Raw genomic sequence first — 17,743 nt, 5'->3', positions numbered from 1 at the left:
AGCTGTGGCACGAAATTCTGCAAAACAGATGACCGCAGCAACACTTGCCGTCGCGGTTGCCGCAATGCCGGCTCTTTCGTGGAGCGGCTGGGTCGATGACTGGATGACCCAGAAGACCTCGACATCCCCCAGCTACTACGAAGGAGCCAAGCGCGGCTACTATAGCGGCGGTACATTTTCCGCCCGGTGGCCCAACGGCACGGACTACCCCGTTACCGTTACCCTCCCCTCGATAAAGTCAGGCTGCGGCGGAATCGACGCGTTTCTCGGGGGCTTCAGCTTCATGAACGTGGACTACCTTGTCCAGAAGCTGCAGCGCATCCTTTCATCGGCGCCGGCAGCGGCCTTCGACATCGCCATGAAGACGCTCGCACCGCAGGTTGCCGACACTGTCAAATCGCTGGAGGCCATTGCAGACAGGCTGAACAACATCCAACTCAATGACTGCAAGGCTGCAAAGGCCTTGGTGGCCGTGGCGTCAGAGCCCTTCTCGCCAATCATGAGCAACAGCGTAAAGAATGAAATGAGCAACTCCATGAACGACTTTATGGTGTCCAGCGGCATCAATGACATGTATCAGACCTCAAAAACCAATCTTACTGCAGTGATGAACTCGACCATGGGAAACACGCCACCGGCCGGCAATGTTGTCGCTCAGGCATCGCAGGGTGGCACAGCAGGCTGTCCCAGCGACATCACCGATATCTTCGGCGGCGGGTCGGTCCTCGATAATCTGGCCGCGAAAAAATCGATGAACGCCGAGTACGTGAAGCTGATCAGAGGATTCATCGGCGATGTAGTTGTCCAATCCCCCACCACGACAAACAGCACCTATGTTGCCAGCTACATTCCTCCCTGCGACAAGAATACCGATTTCGATGCATTCCTCGACGGGACAGCACAAGGCAAGAATTCCGCCGGAGCCTGCAGCGCCATTACCGACGCAAACGCCAATCTTATGCAGTATGTGTCGACCCGCATGCAGGCGGTTTCGGCAAAGATGAAAGCGAAACAGGCACTCAACACGACAAGCGACGTGCCGTTCCTCAATTCCACCCCCCTCTCCATCAGTCTCGTGCTCAAAACGGCCATTGCCACCAACACCGAGGAAGAGGTAATCGGCAAGCTTTCCGCCGTGACCGCAAGGGCTTTCGCCTACTACATGCTACTTGATCTATTGCAGGAAGCGACTCAGTTGCAGAATCTATCGGCCCAGATCCAGTCGCAGAACAAGGACAACAAGGCCGGGGCAAGCCCGAACAGCTGCCAGCTCGCGCTGCTGTTCGATGGAATGAAGAACGTAGAGCAGTTGGCCAACAGGACACGGGCGCTCCTGACTACGGCACAGCAGGGTTACGCCAATGTGGTAAATGAGATGAATGCAATCGAGATGCTTGTCCTCACCATGAAAAGATTTGACGACACTGTTTTTTCAGAACTGTCGGGACGATTCGGTACAGGCCTGGCACGCAGGGTCACCGGAAGAAGTTGACCAGAAAAGGAGCGAATATGGCAGACAAAACTAAGAAAGACAGCGAAGAGCAGGGAAGCAAGAAGCGTTCTGGAAAAACGTGGCAGGAACGGAAGCTTGAGAAGGTCAATCGGGATGACTACGATGTTATCTCCCGACGCACAATGGATCAAGGTGATTTCATCGGTATGCTAAACACCCTCGACAACGCCCTGTATCAGCTTAGGATGAACATGGGACGCAGCAAAAACATCAACTTTGAAAAGGCACAGGAATTTATCGAGCGGAGTCAGAGCATTAAAGAGGAGATTAATCTACTGAACGCAGAGATGTGCCTGTTGATGGGGTGGGATTACAATCCGCCCAGAGGTTTCTCCAATCCGTTGGGGGAAGCGGAGGGAAAGGACAAAAAGAGCAACACTGAAGGCAAGGCAACCAAAGCAGAAAAACCGGAAACTGCGATTTCGACAGTTTGAGGCAATCAATCAGGGACAGGAGCTCGCCCCCCCCGGTCCTTGGCCGTTTCTGTTCCCGCTTATGTATGTAGAGAGCGTTGTTCAAATGGATTTTTGGGTTTCAGAAGTTGGTTGTAGCGGGAGATCACCTGCCTTCGTGGGCAGGTGCATTTTTCCTGCACCGTTTCAATAACCGTTCGACATCTTCAATGATAGAGCTACTTTGCCATTGTGCTCACAATTTTGTCCAGGTTTTCAGCACATCCCGGATTGTAGTCACCATTTCATGCGAGGTGAAGGGCTTGAAAATCACCTTAACGATTCCCAATTCCACTGCCAGTCGTGTGATGTCCGGAGATGTTTCACCTGTCATCATGATAATAGGCATACCTGGCGCAATTTCCATGGCCTGCTGGACGATGGCAAATCCGTCAATACCTGGCAAATTGAGGTCGGTTACCATGAGGTGAAAGGCCTTTGCACTTAATTCACGGAGAGCGTCTTCACCACTCTCAGCACACTCAGCAGTCATTCCTTCACTTTCCAGCAAAATCTTTACGAGAGACAGGCAATCTTCATTATCGTCTACAACCAGGATATTTTTCACACATTGCTCCGTTCTGTCAGACTTGCGCCCTTCCTGTTATCTCTCCGCAGAAAGCTGGCCTAGAAAAAATTTCCTGTAACTATCCTAAATACAGGAGGTTCTTTTCAATCAACGTAAGCTAAATAAAATACAACATAAGTGGGCAAGCCGATTTAAATTTTCCGCCGCAGCAATCGGGACGAATTGGCAAGAATTCCAATGTCAGGTAATGACTGAAGTGCTGCGGCCAGAGTCAGGGGCAATAGGCCCAGAGCGGCCAGCGACATCCCGGCAACATTGTAGAGCGCCGTAAAAACAAGATTCAGTTTCACCACTCCCATGGTGCGCCGGGCAATTTGAAAAATCTCTGGAACAAGAGCCCAGTCCTCCCGCATCAGCGCAACATGCGCCGCTTCGATGGCGATGTCGCTGCCAGCCGCCCCCATGGCGATGCCGACGTCCGCCTGGGCAAGGGCCGGCGCGTCGTTAACACCATCCCCCACCATGACAACCACATTCCCCTTTGACTGGTAATCTCTGACTATGGCGATCTTGTCTTCCGGCAGAAGATCGGCGCGGTATTGCAGGTCAAGTTTTTTCGCGAGAGGAGCGGCAACGCGTTCGTTATCCCCAGTGAGGAGTTCAATGGTTTGTATACCGAGATTTCTTATCTCCGCAAGGGCAGACGGCACCTCCGGCCGCAAGGTATCGGCTGCCGCGAGAACGCCGGCGACTTTTCCGTCACAGACAACATAAAGGATGGATTTGCCTTGAGCCTCAAGCTGATCAGCTGATTGTACGAAATTAGTGTCGGAAAGCATCCTGCGGCTCCCGACTGCTATCACACGGCCATTCACGACAGCCCTTACCCCCTGACCCGGAATAGCCTTGAACTCCTCCGGGTCCAGGAGAGGTATATTGTCCTCTTTGGCTCTGGAACGCACCGCTTCTGCCAATGGGTGTTCAGAGTAACGTTCCACCGAGGCCGCCAGTGCTATCACCTCAGTTTCTGAAAAGGATCCATAGACGACTATATCGGTAATCTTCGGTTGACCAAGTGTAAGAGTGCCAGTCTTGTCAAGAAGGAGGATATCGGCGCGGTTGAGCGCTTCCAGGTATTTTCCTCCCTTGATGAGGAGCCCCCTTTTTGCTCCGGCGCCTATGGAGGCTATCATGGCAAGCGGGGTGGCAAGGGCGAATGAGCAGGAGCAGACGACGACGAGAACAGCCGCTGTGGCGAGCGGATTTCGTCCTATGAGAAAGGTGAGTATGGCAATGACGGCGACAACGGGGAGGTAATAACCCGAGAATTTGTCAGCCAGACGCTGCACTTCCCCCTGGCTTGCTTCGGCTTGCTCTACAAGTTTTATTACTTTTCCGAAAGTGGTGTCCGCCCCGACCTTGAGCGTACGGATGCGGATGCTGCCAAAACGTGCGATTGTCGCCGCAAAAACTTTAGCTCCTGTTCCCGCCTCGACCGGCATGGACTCGCCGGTGATCGTTGCCTGGTCTACAGTGGCTTGCCCTGCGACAACCTCGCCGTCCACCGGTATTTTTTCTCCCGGACGGACGATCACCGTTTCACCCACCATCACCTCTGTGACAGAAACCTCGACCTCCGCGCCATCACGCTCCACACGTGCGGTTTGGGGAGCCATGGCGGTGAGGTCTTTCAAAGCTCGGCGGGCACGCTCGGCGGTGAAAGTCTCCACGTAGTCCCCAATCCGCATGAAGAAGACGACCAGTATGGCGGCGGCCCATTCGCCGACGGCAACTGCGGCAAGCATTCCTATGGTCATAAGGGTATGGGAGGTGATCCTTCCCTTGGCGGTCGCCCTGACGACATTCCAGAATACCGGCCAGCCGCCTGCAAGGATGACGGCAAGCCAGGCAGGCCACGGCACCAGTTTCGTGGCAACCTCGAAAAGGCCGAGCCATTCTCCGACCATGGCAGCAAAGAGGACGACGCCAAACACCATTCCAAAGAGGGTCAGGATTTGCCGGGTGAATTTACCGCCAAAGGTTGCTTTTGCTGCAATCCCTTCTTCGGGCTTCCTAATGGAATAACCCGCATCTTTCACGGCCCTCCGTATATCCTCCAGTCCAGCTTTCGCGGGATCAAGGATGACAGCGGCCTTCTGGGCAGAAAAGAGAATCTCCACCTCCAATACACCGGGGATCGCTTCGATTGCATCCTTGACATGCCGTGCACAATCGGCGCAGTCCAGACCAGTGACGCTAACCTCAACTCGTTCAAATTGGAGATCTCTTTCATTCATAATTTGACCCCTCAATTGACTCGTCCAATCAAGTGAACTGCAACCTTTTCAGGATAAACTATTTTCAAAGAGAATTCTCATCATGTGAAAACTGCGCCCTGCTGAAGAAACAGCAGGGCGCAAATGAAACGCAGGTGTAGCATCTTTGCCCCGACATAATCAGAAGATGATCTGAGCCTGCACGCGATACTGCATGTCGTCCGAACGGGCAGGCTGCCGATGGATGTTTGTCGCGTCAGCTTGGAGCTTCAGGTTGTGTTTGTTGAAGTAATAGGAAACAGCCCCTGAAGTCTCCGTCCGAAGGTCATTGGCGCTGTCACGGTTGGGATCGACATAGGAATAGCGGGTAGCGACCTCCAACTGCTTCGGAATGACGAAATAGCCCGCCTGGGCATAGAAGCCGTGGGCACGCAGTGTATTATTGGATGTTTGTCCATCAGCCTGACCTGCGAAATACTCGCCTTGGGCTGAAAACCCCCTCCATTTAAAAGCGGCGTCAAAGCCGAATGTATCTATGTCCACTTTTTCCGTTGCGCCGAAACTGGACAGCCCTCTTCCGAGCCACCCGTTGGAGCCGGCGAAGGTCAGGTTATTGGTCTCGAATGTCGTGGCGCTCGTTTTCCTCAGGGTATCCATGAAATAGTTGGCGCCGATGGAAACAAGCGGCTTCTCGCTGTGCTCCAGATCCGCCTCGGAATAAGGCATCTCACCCAAGGGATTGAAAGCGACCCTGGCGCCAAGAGCGTTGTTATTGGTGCTGCGCAGCGTATTCTGCCCAACACCGCCGTAAACTCCCATGTTGTAGTTCAGCAGACCTTTGGCAACCTTGCCATGGAGCATCAGGCCTGTATCGCGTCCCACCTTGAAGGTATCAGTTGCGTTAGCTCGGTCTACGAACTGCAGTGCGCCGGAGGAGGTAATCTCCTGCCTGGCGAACTGGACCTTCTCCTGCCCGAACAGGACTTGGGCCTCGTCCCTCAGCCGGTAGTTCAGCCATGCATCCTCAAAGGTCCTTGAGGAATCGGCAAAATTCACCTGGAGCTTGTACGTCAGGTCTTTCGTGTAGGCATAGCCGCTCAGAAAGAGTTTCATCCTACGCACACGGAATTCCGAGGCGTCCTGACCGGTTTCGTTGTCGGTAAAGGTATACCTGCTCTGGAGACGGGCTCCAAGAGATAGCTGGAACTTCTCGTCTGGAGCGGTAAAGGTAAACCCTTTGCCGAGCTTGTAATCGAGCGGCCTGCTCTTCGTCACAGACCTGTAGTCTTCCTCGGTGATAACTCCTTTTTCCCTCAGAATGTCCTCAAGAGTCTTCGCAAACGCATTGTGTCCGGCAAGTGTGGCGGCCAGAGCAACTGCTGCTGCCAATTGGATTTTCAACTTGTTCCTCCTCCTTGTGGTGATGTTGGCTCCGGGTGCAATCGATGTTTCCACCACAAGGTAGACATGCAATATTGCATCAGGGTCACATTTGAGAAAAAGATGTGTAAATCTTTCTGGCCCGTTGAATGCCTACAAGATGGCGCACCCCCGGAATTCGGAGGTGCGCCGCCATTGGCCTGCTAAGTGAGACAGTTCTAGAAAAAGTAGAAAGCTGCCAGACGTGCAACATTTGCTGAGCCGGTGCCGGCTGTGCCGCCCAGGCCAGCTGTCGTCGCACTCGTTACATTTCCATACTTGGTGTTAAGGTTCTGGTACTCAACCGCCACCCTGATAGCAGCGTTCAAATCATATGCTACGTTTGCGTAAAGCTCGGAACTGGATTTCTGAAAATTGCTTATACCGCTGTAGCTAGCGTAGTTATAGGCATTTCGCCTGCCGTAGCCGGCTGTTATCCCAAGGTTCTGAGTCGGATAATAGATCGCCTGTCCTGCCAGACCGTATCCCTTGGCAGCTGTTTCATTCCCAGCCGTCCCAACCGTGGTGCCCGCGGTTGCGGCATTGAATGCCATGTTCGCCGCTTGGTAAGCCTGTCCTTCGAAGGAAAGAGTCATTGCTCGATTCTTACCGTCTTTGGATTTGAGGATCGGAACAAAAGTATAAAAGCCATAGCCGTAAGAGTCGACCGTCCGGCCACTGGTCCTGACTTTCTCATAACCGTACAAGCCAAAGAAACCGGCGGTCAGAGAGTTCATCGACATTCCGAAGTAACCGGGAGCGACGCCAAGGGCCTTGCTGACGAACATTGCCTGTCCTGCCGTGTTCACCATGTTGCCGAAGGTGGCACCTGAGGCGTTATTGTTGTTGCCGTTCTGATTCGGGTCCTGGACCCCAAATACCAATTTCAGGGAGTTATCCGCGTTCAGGTTCACCTTCTGGGTAAGCCTGATCTGGGGAACACGCGGGTTGTTGGGAGTGCCGAACGGAGCGCCCGACCGGAAGTCAACCGTGGAGGCAATCATCGGCCCGAAGATGTCATAAGCCTGGCCGAAAAGAACCTGGGTGTTTGCCCAGTCCATTGAGCCCCAAGCCTGGCGCATACGCAGTTGCGGACTTTCGCTTGCAGCTGCCGGATCGCCATAGAAATCAACTTCAATAAGGCCATTTGTCTTTGCTCCGAGCAGGGGCGGACCGGCGACCTTAAGCCAGAAGCGTGACTGGCGCGCGGTCAGAATCGACTGGTCCCGCTGGCCTTCAGCTGATGAGGATTTGGGGATTGCTCCGCTTGCGGGTGCAAGTCCTCCGCTGGGACCAAAGTCGACCGAGTTGTAGGCGTAGTCGAGCTTGACGAACCCACCAATGGATAGATTGAACTTGCTCGTAACAGGAGACGCCAGCTTGCCATAGATGCCGGGAGCGACCTCACAGGACGGCTCGAAGTCACAGTTATAGGCCGGCGCAGTAGCTTGTGGTACCTCCTGAGCCATAGCAGCAGGGATTCCCATTGTCAGACTTACAGCAATTAATCCTAAGGCCGTTTTTTTCATGCGTTCCTCCTTGATGGATAATTCAGCTACAAACACACACAAACCCCAAAACCAGTCTCTCTTCCTTTGTTCGGTTCACCCTCCTTTCATCCACCATATCCTTGCTTTACATCAAAAGACCTACAGAGCAGGTCTGTTGTTGGAAAAATTGGGGGATCAAAGCCCCCCATATGAAGGAGGCACAAAGCTTTTTGTGCCTTTGCTGCTGCTGTTTGTATCCTATGGATACATGCCGCTACTTCATTCGATGCCTACAACATCTGTTAGACGAACTTCTAGACCGTCGGTAACGGTGCCATAGGCGCCGTTGGGACCTACAAAGCCCTTTATCTCAAGTCTGCCGGCAGCTTCTCCAGGAGCGAACCCAAGCGATGCGACAAACTTGCCCTCCCGGTAAATTTTCATTTGCTGCCCGAGTCTCACGCCAGCTTCTTTGCCAGCGTTGATATAAACCTTCTCTCCATCAACAGATATGATCCTGCCGTACCACGGAACAAGGGTAGAAACCTCCTTGACCATTCCAGCTACACTGCCGAGAACGGATGCAATCGCCTTGTTACGAGCAGACGGGTCTGCAACATCGTAAGCCGGAATCGTTGCAGCAAATTGGCGGAGCAGCCCTCCCCCCATCCCGTCGTATATTTCGACCATTATCCTTTCCGCAGGAGAAGACTGTTCAGCGGCTATGATAAACAGGACAAGGTTGCTGCCGATGTCCTGGTATAGACGTTTGGACAGTGCAAGCCTTTCCACCTGGCTGGAAGCTGAACCGTAGCGGGCAAAGCTCTCCAAGTTGAAATCCAGAAGAATCCCAGTGGACAGGTTTTTAAGTTTTTGCTGAAACAATGGCAGAAGTCCGTTACGTCCGACTTCAAGCGCGATGATTGTGTTTTTGACAGTGAAGGTAGTTGCATCTGCTGGAACCCCGACTGTAACAGCATGAGCAGATTCACTGCCGGCAGTTTCCTGTTTTACGACTTCATATCCCTTCTTCAGTAACTCCCCCCCACGGGGTACCCCGGTTTCAACATATCTTTTCGGAACCAGGATTGTGGCAGGGGCATCCTTTGACATGGTGAAAGCGGGATTATCTATCTCAACGTAATCTGTCGGCGAAATAGTACCGGTCTTGCCGCCTGCACAGGCAGAGAGCAGAAAAAGAAACGGCAAAAAAACTGCTAACCTCCAGTTACCCATGACGATTCCTCCAGCAGCAATGAAAGTAAGTTCAGATTCTGAATCACAGGAGAGGAGCACATAGCTCCTCTCCTGCCTGTGAAAGTGTGTTAATACAAAGTACTTACTTTTCCTATTTGATACAGAGGAACTACAGCTGGTAACATGACCCAGGCTCGAGGTTTAATTTTTTTGCTACTGTCTTGATCTTCTCCTTGATTTCGCGTATTTCACCTTCAATAGCTTCAACGCGTCTCATATCTATGCCTTCGTAACCGTACTCCTGGCGCAACTCCAGCTCTTTTACGGAAAGCTGCCCCCTTAATTCAGAGGTGTTTTGCCTGAACTGCTTCACTGTTTCCGCGCTGGCTGCAACACATGGATCAACATGTGTACCACCGGCATAGACTACGCTACTGACACTCAGTGATACGGCTACTGCAACAGTTATGGTTTTAAAATTCATGGAATTGTCTCCTTTTTGGTTTAGATACACTACCGCAAGCAAACCTATGCTCTGGTCATTTGTTCATTCGAGGATGAAAACGACACGCTCAGGAGGAAAACGACACCAGCTCCCAAACAGCAGCCATGATGTCAATCCCAGATGCTACGCGACAATATTAAGGGGATTTGTGGTGCTTCAGACGAGTGAGGGTGGGTGAAAAATGGATCCTGCAGGGGGGTCAGGGACATACGAAGGAGTGAATGAAGAAAAAGAGACTGCGTGGAAGGGAGAAGCTACAGCTAGCGATGATGGGATAACGGCGACCATGCAGGTGAAAAGGGGACAGAAAGAACTGTTGCAGGGAGTGGGGCATTGGCCTTCTTCATCAGGACACTGCTTCCCGTCGTCCTTCTGTCCGGCAGAGTCACAGGAACATTGTTCAGACTGTGAGACACTTGCCGCATAAGTGCTTCCGAGGCCAGTAACCATCGAAATCATTGCAAAGAGGACTACTAAAGAAATTGTGCGAAGGGTTCTTGATCGCATGCGTCCACAATATAAATAGTCAGAACAATTGTCAACCATTGTTTTACAATTTTTCATATTATTTTTACAATGCCGCCAGTACACGCCACATCTTCTCAGCGACCTGCTTCGCAATTTCCGTGATCTCCGGGTTGCCGATCATGGACAGCGCCGCAACTGGGTCCATCACCATGACGGCCGTTTTGCCGTCATCTCTCGTATAGACCACGACATTGCAGGGAAGAAGCGTCCCAAGGTTTATTTCCCGGTTCAGTGCTTCATAGGCTAGCTGTGGATTGCAGGCGCCAAGGATGATGTAATCACGGAACTCCTTCTGAAGCTTTTCGACGAACTTCTTCCTGACGTCGATTTCGGTCAACACCCCAAATCCTTCCTTTGCCAGTTCCTCACGTGCCCGCTGCTGTGCTTGGGCAAATGGCATGTCCACTGTTTTCCCGAAAGCATATGCTGTTTTCAGTTCCATTGGCGGTCCTTTCTCAGTTCCTCTGTTTCTTCAGCGTTTCGATTTCTTCTTTCAAGTTCCGTATCTCTTTCCGCAACTCTTCTACCTCGTTCCGGGAACCGGAAATAGCACCGCCGCTGAAAACCTTTACCAGCAGGATAATAAGCACCACAAAAAACGTTATCACAAATAATGGAAATATCCACCAGAACCCCCACATGTAGTGATCATGCATCCACATATAAAGAACTCCTTATTGCTGGCATCAATGCAAGAACCCATGTTATTGCACAATCTCCCCGAGGTGTTTCCTCTTCTAGGATAGACCGAGCCTTTTATCTCGTCGTGCTCAGGACAAAGGCTAGAGATACTTCCACATGCCACCAGTTAATTTTATCCGCCGTAACTGTGAAGTCCAGACAGAAGCAGATTAACTCCCAGGTAGCAAAATATGGTAGCCGCAAAGCCGACAATGGAAAGCCATGCTGCCCGGCGCCCTGCCCAGCCACGGGTAATCCGGGCGTGAAGAAAGGCCGCGTAGATGAACCAGACAATCAGCGACCACGTCTCCTTCGGGTCCCAGCTCCAGTAAGTTCCCCAGGCATAGTTGGCCCAGGCAGCGCCAGTGACGATCCCCAGGGTTAACAGGGGAAAGCCGATCATAATCGACTTGTAGTTCAGGTCATCAAGGACTCTGCCGCTTGGGAATGTGGCAACAATGCTCTGTTCGTTGATAGGGATGGAGCGTTCATGGATCTCGCGGATCAGAAACATGATCGAGATGCCACACGCAATGGCAAATGCAGCATATCCCAGGAAGCAGGTGATGACATGGTAGAGGAGCCAGTTGCTCTGCAAGGCGGGCACCAGAGGCTGGATGCCACTGTCAAGACCGAGCTGAGCCCAAGCCATCCCCAGTAGAGCAAAAGGCATGACAAATGCGCCGATGATCTTGTACCTGTACTTCAGGTCAAGCAGTCCATAGATGAGAACGATCGTCCAGGAGAAGAAGACGACCGACTCGTAGAGATTTGAGAGCGGGGCATGGCCGATACCGAGCGCATAAGATTCCTTCCAGCGCAGGCCGATCGCGATAGTTTGCAGTACCAGGCCGCTGAAAGCAATGCAGCTGCCGGCTGCACCGAGCATCTTCGTACGGCTGCTGGCGGCAAAGGCAAAGAAACAGAGCATTGAAACGAGATAAGCGAGGGTGGTTATGTTAAACAGAAGGGAGCTGGTCATTTGCCATCCTCCGAGGTAAGTTGTTTCTTGATCTTTGTCACCAGCCGCTCCATGAAAATCTGAAAACCTCCCTGATTTTTACTGGCATTGCCACCGACGGTGACTATTCCATTCTCGATTCGCACCCAGATCCTCCGGTGCGACATGAAGAAAGCAGAATAGACCCCCGCAATCATCAGGGTACATCCGAGCCAGACCACCCAGACGCCAGGATCTTTCGCCACCTGCAAGCCGGTGTACATGAACTCCTCTCCTCCTCTGTACTGCAGGAGCTTGCCGCCGGTATAGGACAGGTTCATCCTGTTCATGGCAGGATTGTTGCCAAAAACGATGAACGATTGAGTCTCACCATTTGGTAGATGGACTTCCACTTGGGCTGCAGGCCCCGTTAACGCAGGCATAAATTGGGAGATATCCTCAGTTGCCTCCTGCAGGCAGATGATATTGCCACCAGGAAGTTTTGCCGAGCCCCCACTTTTTATCGTCAGTGTCTGAGTTTTGCTGCCGTCGGGCTCGCTGATGGTGAAAAAGTGCTCTCCCAGTTTGCCATAGCTGGACTGGTAGAAAGTTATCCCCTTGTACGTCAGAGGATCGTTAACGATAACCGGCACACGGTCAAATCCTGGAACAGGCTGGCCGTTCTCCAGTACAGTCAGGATACTCTTGAACTCTTTCGGAGCACCGTTGGGATAATGTGCAACACTGAACTTCTCGCAGCGGACGGCAAAGCCGAGGTCGATCTCTTTGTCGGCGCGGGACATGACTTTGCCAGCACTCTCCCCCTCAGGGATGTTGACAAATCCTTTATAGCCGAACAGAGAGCCTATGATGGCACCAACGAATGTGACAAGCACGCTCAGGTGAACGACATAGACGGCGAGCCTTGACCAGGGGGCCTTTTCGGCAAAGAGATGGAAAGTTTCACCCACTTCGGTAATTACAGGCTGAGCGAATTCATTCTTCAGAACCGCACCAAGACCCTCCATGAGCTTTCTTGCATCACCATTTATTGGGATGGCCGTGACGTTAGACAAAGTTTTTTCGAACTTTTCGTCCATGACCAAAACTGGCTCGGTAATCGTCTTCCAGATATGAGGGAGCCGTTTTACAGAGCACGCGGTCAGATTGACCGATAGCATGCAAAGAAGCAGAATGAACCACCATGAGTGGTACATGTCGAAAAAGCCAAGAGCCTCGTAGAGCTTCAGTTTATTCTGACTGATTGTCTGCAGATATTCCGGGGGCGGCGCTCCTTGAGGAATTACTGTCCCTATTATGGAGATGCCTGCCAGCGTAATAAGGAGAAACATTGTCAGTTTAAGTGAACAGAAGAAGTCCCATAGTGCTCGGGACACTGTTTTTTCATTTATTGTCATGATAACGCTCCTTGGCTGTAAATACTGTCACAGTGAGACAACAGACTACAAGCATGACGTTTACGTTCAGGAGCGGTTCTGAGGAGGGACAAAGATCGGGATATAGACTTGGGGCATCACAAACAACGGCTCAACAGGCAAAAAAATGGCCGCGATTCGCGAGGAATTGAAATTTACATTTTCCGGCAGTGATGTAGAAATGTGACAGCATGTACAAACAGCATCACATTCCTCGTGTTGATCATTGTTACAGGGACAATCCTCTCCTTCGCTTTCTACCGTTTTACAATGTATTTGACTATTTTCTGATGAATTACCATGCAAACGCACTTGGGCAAAGGCTTGCATGGAGATTAGCAGACAATAGCTCACCATCATCAATAGTATTACATATTTGATAACTGCTGAATTCATAGCTTTGTTAGGTTAGAAAACTCGGCGCAGGACGTCCCAGCCTAAAGTTACTATCTGCAGGCCGCTTCCTTATAAGCGATTTTGTTGCCAATCCTATCTCCCCACCGCCTCTTTTCACAACTCGGGCATCTCTTGACATTATCATCGTTCCTTAGTGCAAATCATCTGCTGTTTGAGCCTTTTAACGTCATACTCAGGACCTTATCTCAATGGTCGTTACAAGGGTTGTCCGTTCAGAACCGCGCGGAACCATTTAATGCCTTCAGTAAAGCTTGTCGATCCGTAGAAGCCCAGCCGCCGCTTTCCTAAGGTTGCCCTGTAAACCGGTTCAAGCACAAGATTGTTGCTCCCTTCACGTAAAGTAATTTCTTGCTCCATAGCAATGTCATCGGCAGGAACGGCAATGACAACTTTATAGGTTCCAGCCTTCAGGCGCAGATTGGACGTGAATTCGTATCTGACCCCGTCGCCAGCCTCGGGATCACGAAGCCCCTGGGATTCGCTGTTTTCCTCACGCAGTTTGCCCTGCAACTGAATTGCCTGCCCGCCGATGTTCAGCAGCAACTTGTAGTCAGGCGTCCCGTGGATATCGTTTGCGGAATAGATTCCGGGCTTATGGGTTTTAAGAGAAGAGGTGATGCGCAAATCAGCATAACCTGCCGGAACCTGTCCCCCGTTTGCCAATTCCTGAAAGATATCGTTACGAATGCTGGCACTCGATTTCCTGATCAATGCCGAACTTTCTGCGCAGCCGCTTATTGTCAGTGAGACAGCTACAATAATCAACAACAGGTTGTTTATTAACTTCATTGATTTTCTCCTTAATTCATACTGTCGTTTCGCCCAAAATTCTCGATTCCGCTGTCGGACAGCTAGCCAATTATTGAAACGCTAAATCGCAGTGCTTCCTCTTTCATTGGTTCTGATCTTTATTACGTCATCAATAGTCGACACGAAGATCTTTCCGTCACCGGTATTCCCGGTATGAGCATATTTCTGAATTACGTTGACGACTTCAGCTACCATCTCGTCATCGACAACGACTTCGAGTTGAATCCGCGGGATGAATTCAACCATCTCATAAGTTACCTTATCCTCGGCGTTCTTTGCCCTGCCTTTGCCGAATCCCTTAATTTCTGATATGGTCACGCCGGGCAATCCTGCAATTCGTTGAAGCTCCTCCGTCACTTCCAACAACTTAAATGGTCTTATTATCGCCTTTATTTCTTTCATATATTTTCTCCTTTATTTAGTCTGACAGGCACCTACATTTCCGCTTCAACCTTCCTCTTCTCAAACCAGCCGTACACCGCCGGAATCAGCAGCAGGGTAAGCAGTGTCGAGGTAATCAAACCGCCCACAACGACCGTTGCCAGCGGCTTCTGGATCTCAGAACCTGTGCCTGAGGCAAGAAGCATCGGCATCAGGCTGAAGATGGCGATAGACGCAGTCATCAGCACCGGCCGCAACCGGTCGACGGCCCCCTTCCGGATTGCCTCCCCGAGTTCAAGCCCCTCATCCCGCAGCTGGGAGATGCGGGAGACCAGCACCAGGCCGTTGAGGACCGCTACACCGAACAGAACGATAAAGCCGACCGACGCCGGGACAGAGAGATACTGCCCAGAGAGAAAAAGGGAGAAAATACCTCCAATCAGGGCGAACGGCAGGTTGGATATGACCAGCAGGGCCAGCCGGATCGACCGGAAGGTCACGTAGAGCAGCAGCAGGATCATGCCGATGGCTATCGGGCCGATGATCATCAGTTTGTTCATGGCCCGCTGCTGGTTTTCGAATTGGCCGCCCCAGGTGAGATAATACCCCGCTGGCAGTTGGACCTGCTCCTTGATCTTCTGTTTTGCTTCCGCCACAAAACTTCCCATGTCCCGGCCAGTTACGTTCATCTCAATGCCGATCCTTCTCACGCCGTCCTGACGGCTGATTTGCACCGGGCCTTCCACCATCTTCACCTCGGCCAATTGTTCGAGCGGGATGTTCATCCCCGATTTTGTGGTAATCAGCAGGTTCCTAATGGTTTCGAGAGAGTTTCTTTTTTCCTCCGGCAGCCGGACAGTAATATCGAAGCCACGGTTGACTTCATAGAAGGTAGAGGCCGCCTTGCCGGCCACCGCTACTTCGATGACATTCTGCACGTCACTGATATTCAGACCATAGCGTGCGATTTTTGCCCGGTCGATGGTGACAGTAAGATAGGGTTGCCCCGAAACTTTTTCCGTATTCAAATCTGTCCCACCCCTGACTGTGGAGAGAACCTTGGCAATTTCCGCTGACTTATCACGCAAAACATCCAGATCATCGCCGAACAGCTTGACGATCAACTGCGCCCGGGTTCCCGCCACCAACTCGTCGATGCGGCACTGGATCGGCTGGCTGAAGCCGAAGCTGATCCCAGGGATGGTCTCCAGCGCCTCGCGCATTTCGTTTGTCAGCTCTTCCTTGGAGATATCCCGTTTCCATTCGTCCTTCGGTTTAAAGACTCCCACATAGCCGGTTTTGTCCACGCCGCGGGTATCAAGCGCGACACCGGTCTGTCCGGTGCGGCCGACGACAACATCCAGTTCGTCGAACTTCTTCAGCTTCGCGGCAGCCTGCTGGTTGACTTCCATGGCCTTGGCCAGGGAGACGCCGGGGAGCATGGCGATATCCATGTCGAACGACCCTTCATCCATGATCGGGATAAACTCCGACCCCAGCCTCGTCACCAGGAACAGCGAGACGACCAGCAATCCCCCGGCAACGCCGAGAACCGCTTTTTTTCTATTCAGCGCGTACTCCAGCATCGGCAAATACTGGCTTTTCGCATATGCCATGATTCTGCTGTCTTTTTCCTGCTCCGGCTTGAGAAACAGACTGCAAAGAACCGGAATTATGAAGATGGAAAGGAGCAGAGAGGAGAGCAGCGCGATGGCCACCGTAATCGCCAGCGGGCCGAACATTTTTCCTTCGATCCCCTCCAGGGTCAGGATCGGGATAAAGGTGAGGGCAATGATCAACTCGCCGAAGATGCTCGGCTTGCGCACCTCCATGACCGCCCTGAGCACCGTGGTGAGCTTGGGGTGCAGATGCCCCTCTTCGCTCAGGTGGCGCTGGACGTTCTCCACCTGGATTATGGTGGTGTCAATGATCATGCCGATGGAGATGGCAAGGCCGCCGAGAGACATAAGGTTGGCGGTGATGCCGGTCAGCTTCATGACGATGAAGGTTGTCAGCAGCGACAGAGGCAGCGCCAGGAGCACCACAATACTCCCGCGGATGCTGTTCAGGAGCAGGTACAATACGATCAGCACCAGTATCGAGCCTTCGATGAGCGCCTTGTTGACTGTGCCGACGCTGGCCTTGACTATATCGCTCCGATCGTAATAGGGGACCATCTTGACCCCATCCGGCAGCATATTGCTCTCGTTGATCTCCTTGACCTTCGCAGCGACCCGCTTTACCACCTCGCGGCTGTTTTCGCCCCGCAGCATCATGACGATGCCGCCGACCGCCTCTTCCGAGTTCTTGGTGGCAGCCCCCATACGCACCGCCTCGCCTACCTTAACCTGGGCTACATCCCGCAGGTAGGTCGGAGTACCCCCCTGAGACTTGAGGACAATTGATTCGATATCGCTGATCGACTGGATCAGGCCGACGCTACGCACAATGTATTGGTCCGTCCCCCGTTCCAGCACATTGCCGCCGACGTTACTGTTGTTGCTACCAATGGCATTATAGACGTCATCCACGGTAACACCGAATTTCACCAGTTTCTCCGGTGACACCAGAACCTGGTACTGCTTAAAATAGCCACCGAAGGAGTTGATTTCGTTCACCCCGGCGACGCTCTTCAGCTGGGGGGTGATGATCCATTCCTGCATGGTGCGCAGGTTGGTCAGGTAGGCGCGTTTCTGCTCCGGGTCCTGGGGGACTTTCCCTTCCAGGGTGTACTGGTAGATTTCCCCCATAGCAGTGCCAATGGGGCCCATCGAAACCTGAACACCATTCGGCACCTTTTCCCGTGCCTCGGCCAGGCGTTCGAAAACCAGCTGGCGGGCGAAGTAGATGTCCACGTTGTCCTTGAAGACTACGGTGACGATAGAGAGACCGAACTTGGTCACCGACCGGAGTTGCTCGATATCCGGCAGGCCGCGCATTGCCATTTCTATGGGGTACGTGACGTTCCGTTCGATTTCCACCGCCGACAGGCCGTCGGCATGGCTGACCACCTCCACCTGGATGTTTGTCACATCCGGGAAGGCGTCAATTGGCAGCTTGATGTAAGAGTAAAAGCCGAAAACAACGATCACCAGCGCGAAGAAGATGACCATCCCTTTCTGCTTCAATGTGTATGCAATGAGTTTTTCTAGCATGGGTGGTTATCTCC

At 52.2% G+C, this 17,743-nt stretch carries 15 protein-coding genes; 2 read left to right on the top strand and 13 right to left on the bottom strand.

The features are described from left to right. Positions 1 to 4: 4 nt before the first annotated feature. Positions 5 to 1,492 carry a conjugal transfer protein TraH gene (locus CFB04_RS04645; RefSeq protein WP_231934374.1) on the top strand — a complete coding sequence of 496 codons (1,488 nt, stop codon included), beginning with the start codon at positions 5 to 7 and terminating at the stop codon, positions 1,490 to 1,492. 17 nt (positions 1,493 to 1,509) lie between these two features. After that, positions 1,510 to 1,947: a hypothetical protein gene (locus CFB04_RS04640; protein WP_197692573.1), complete on the top strand. Its 438-nt coding sequence runs from the start codon at positions 1,510 to 1,512 to the stop codon at positions 1,945 to 1,947. A gap of 214 nt (positions 1,948 to 2,161) precedes the next feature. Here the strand turns inward: CFB04_RS04640 and CFB04_RS04635 are convergent, their stop codons facing one another. The 13 genes from CFB04_RS04635 to CFB04_RS04575 form a co-directional block, all read right to left on the bottom strand. Further along, positions 2,162 to 2,533, bottom strand: a complete 372-nt coding sequence (locus CFB04_RS04635; RefSeq protein ID WP_088534185.1) for a response regulator — start codon at positions 2,531 to 2,533, stop codon at positions 2,162 to 2,164. A 152-nt stretch (positions 2,534 to 2,685) separates the two neighbouring features. Next, positions 2,686 to 4,791 (bottom strand): cation-translocating P-type ATPase, encoded by a 2,106-nt coding sequence (locus CFB04_RS04630; protein WP_088534184.1) that lies wholly within the window; start codon positions 4,789 to 4,791, stop codon positions 2,686 to 2,688. 159 nt (positions 4,792 to 4,950) lie between these two features. Continuing rightward, a complete protein-coding gene (locus CFB04_RS04625) occupies positions 4,951 to 6,171 on the bottom strand; it encodes a porin (protein ID WP_088534183.1) in 1,221 nt (406 codons plus the stop codon). A gap of 197 nt (positions 6,172 to 6,368) precedes the next feature. After that, positions 6,369 to 7,718, bottom strand: a complete 1,350-nt coding sequence (locus CFB04_RS04620; protein WP_088534182.1) for a hypothetical protein — start codon at positions 7,716 to 7,718, stop codon at positions 6,369 to 6,371. Between the two features lie 240 nt (positions 7,719 to 7,958). Continuing rightward, positions 7,959 to 8,975 (bottom strand): hypothetical protein, encoded by a 1,017-nt coding sequence (locus CFB04_RS04615; RefSeq protein ID WP_088534181.1) that lies wholly within the window; start codon positions 8,973 to 8,975, stop codon positions 7,959 to 7,961. 70 nt (positions 8,976 to 9,045) lie between these two features. Beyond that, positions 9,046 to 9,360, bottom strand: coding sequence for a hypothetical protein (locus CFB04_RS04610; RefSeq protein ID WP_088534180.1), 315 nt, complete (start codon positions 9,358 to 9,360; stop codon positions 9,046 to 9,048). Between the two features lie 592 nt (positions 9,361 to 9,952). Beyond that, complete coding sequence (locus CFB04_RS04605; RefSeq protein ID WP_088534179.1) at positions 9,953 to 10,351, bottom strand: DUF302 domain-containing protein; 399 nt, start codon at positions 10,349 to 10,351, stop codon at positions 9,953 to 9,955. A 13-nt stretch (positions 10,352 to 10,364) separates the two neighbouring features. Beyond that, entirely contained in the window at positions 10,365 to 10,571 is a 207-nt protein-coding gene (locus CFB04_RS04600) for a hypothetical protein (RefSeq protein WP_088534178.1), read from the bottom strand. A gap of 152 nt (positions 10,572 to 10,723) precedes the next feature. Next, the gene (gene ccsB, locus CFB04_RS04595) at positions 10,724 to 11,572 is read right to left on the bottom strand and encodes a c-type cytochrome biogenesis protein CcsB (protein ID WP_088534177.1); all 849 of its coding nucleotides are present in this window, start codon (positions 11,570 to 11,572) and stop codon (positions 10,724 to 10,726) included. After that, positions 11,569 to 12,948, bottom strand: coding sequence for a cytochrome c biogenesis protein ResB (locus tag CFB04_RS04590; protein ID WP_088534176.1), 1,380 nt, complete (start codon positions 12,946 to 12,948; stop codon positions 11,569 to 11,571). Before CFB04_RS04590 ends, ccsB begins: the two co-directional genes overlap by 4 nt. Positions 12,949 to 13,578: 630 nt before the next feature. Further along, complete coding sequence (locus CFB04_RS04585; protein WP_231934373.1) at positions 13,579 to 14,172, bottom strand: hypothetical protein; 594 nt, start codon at positions 14,170 to 14,172, stop codon at positions 13,579 to 13,581. Positions 14,173 to 14,253: 81 nt separating this feature from the next. Continuing rightward, positions 14,254 to 14,595: a P-II family nitrogen regulator gene (locus CFB04_RS04580; protein ID WP_088534175.1), complete on the bottom strand. Its 342-nt coding sequence runs from the start codon at positions 14,593 to 14,595 to the stop codon at positions 14,254 to 14,256. A gap of 32 nt (positions 14,596 to 14,627) precedes the next feature. Then, complete coding sequence (locus tag CFB04_RS04575) at positions 14,628 to 17,729, bottom strand: efflux RND transporter permease subunit (protein WP_088534174.1); 3,102 nt, start codon at positions 17,727 to 17,729, stop codon at positions 14,628 to 14,630. Between the last annotated feature and the right edge of the window lie 14 nt (positions 17,730 to 17,743).

This window comes from Geobacter sp. DSM 9736 (assembly GCF_900187405.1).
Taxonomy (GTDB): domain Bacteria; phylum Desulfobacterota; class Desulfuromonadia; order Geobacterales; family Geobacteraceae; genus DSM-9736.
The sequence above is the reverse complement of the archived record's forward strand: the minus strand, read 5'-3'. Positions and strand labels throughout refer to the sequence as shown.

Bases quoted from the DNA above. Each gene is read 5' to 3' on its own strand.
- CFB04_RS04640 (WP_197692573.1), top strand. From the start codon at position 1,510: ATGGCAGACAAAACTAAGAAAGACAGCGAAGAGCAGGGAAGCAAGAAG.
- CFB04_RS04630 (WP_088534184.1), bottom strand. From the start codon at position 4,791: ATGAATGAAAGAGATCTCCAATTTGAACGAGTTGAGGTTAGCGTCACT.
- CFB04_RS04620 (WP_088534182.1), bottom strand. From the start codon at position 7,718: ATGAAAAAAACGGCCTTAGGATTAATTGCTGTAAGTCTGACAATGGGA.
- CFB04_RS04610 (WP_088534180.1), bottom strand. From the start codon at position 9,360: ATGAATTTTAAAACCATAACTGTTGCAGTAGCCGTATCACTGAGTGTC.
- CFB04_RS04605 (WP_088534179.1), bottom strand. From the start codon at position 10,351: ATGGAACTGAAAACAGCATATGCTTTCGGGAAAACAGTGGACATGCCA.
- CFB04_RS04600 (WP_088534178.1), bottom strand. From the start codon at position 10,571: ATGTGGATGCATGATCACTACATGTGGGGGTTCTGGTGGATATTTCCA.
- ccsB (WP_088534177.1), bottom strand. From the start codon at position 11,572: ATGACCAGCTCCCTTCTGTTTAACATAACCACCCTCGCTTATCTCGTT.
- CFB04_RS04590 (WP_088534176.1), bottom strand. From the start codon at position 12,948: ATGACAATAAATGAAAAAACAGTGTCCCGAGCACTATGGGACTTCTTC.
- CFB04_RS04585 (WP_231934373.1), bottom strand. From the start codon at position 14,172: ATGAAGTTAATAAACAACCTGTTGTTGATTATTGTAGCTGTCTCACTG.
- CFB04_RS04580 (WP_088534175.1), bottom strand. From the start codon at position 14,595: ATGAAAGAAATAAAGGCGATAATAAGACCATTTAAGTTGTTGGAAGTG.
- CFB04_RS04575 (WP_088534174.1), bottom strand. From the start codon at position 17,729: ATGCTAGAAAAACTCATTGCATACACATTGAAGCAGAAAGGGATGGTC.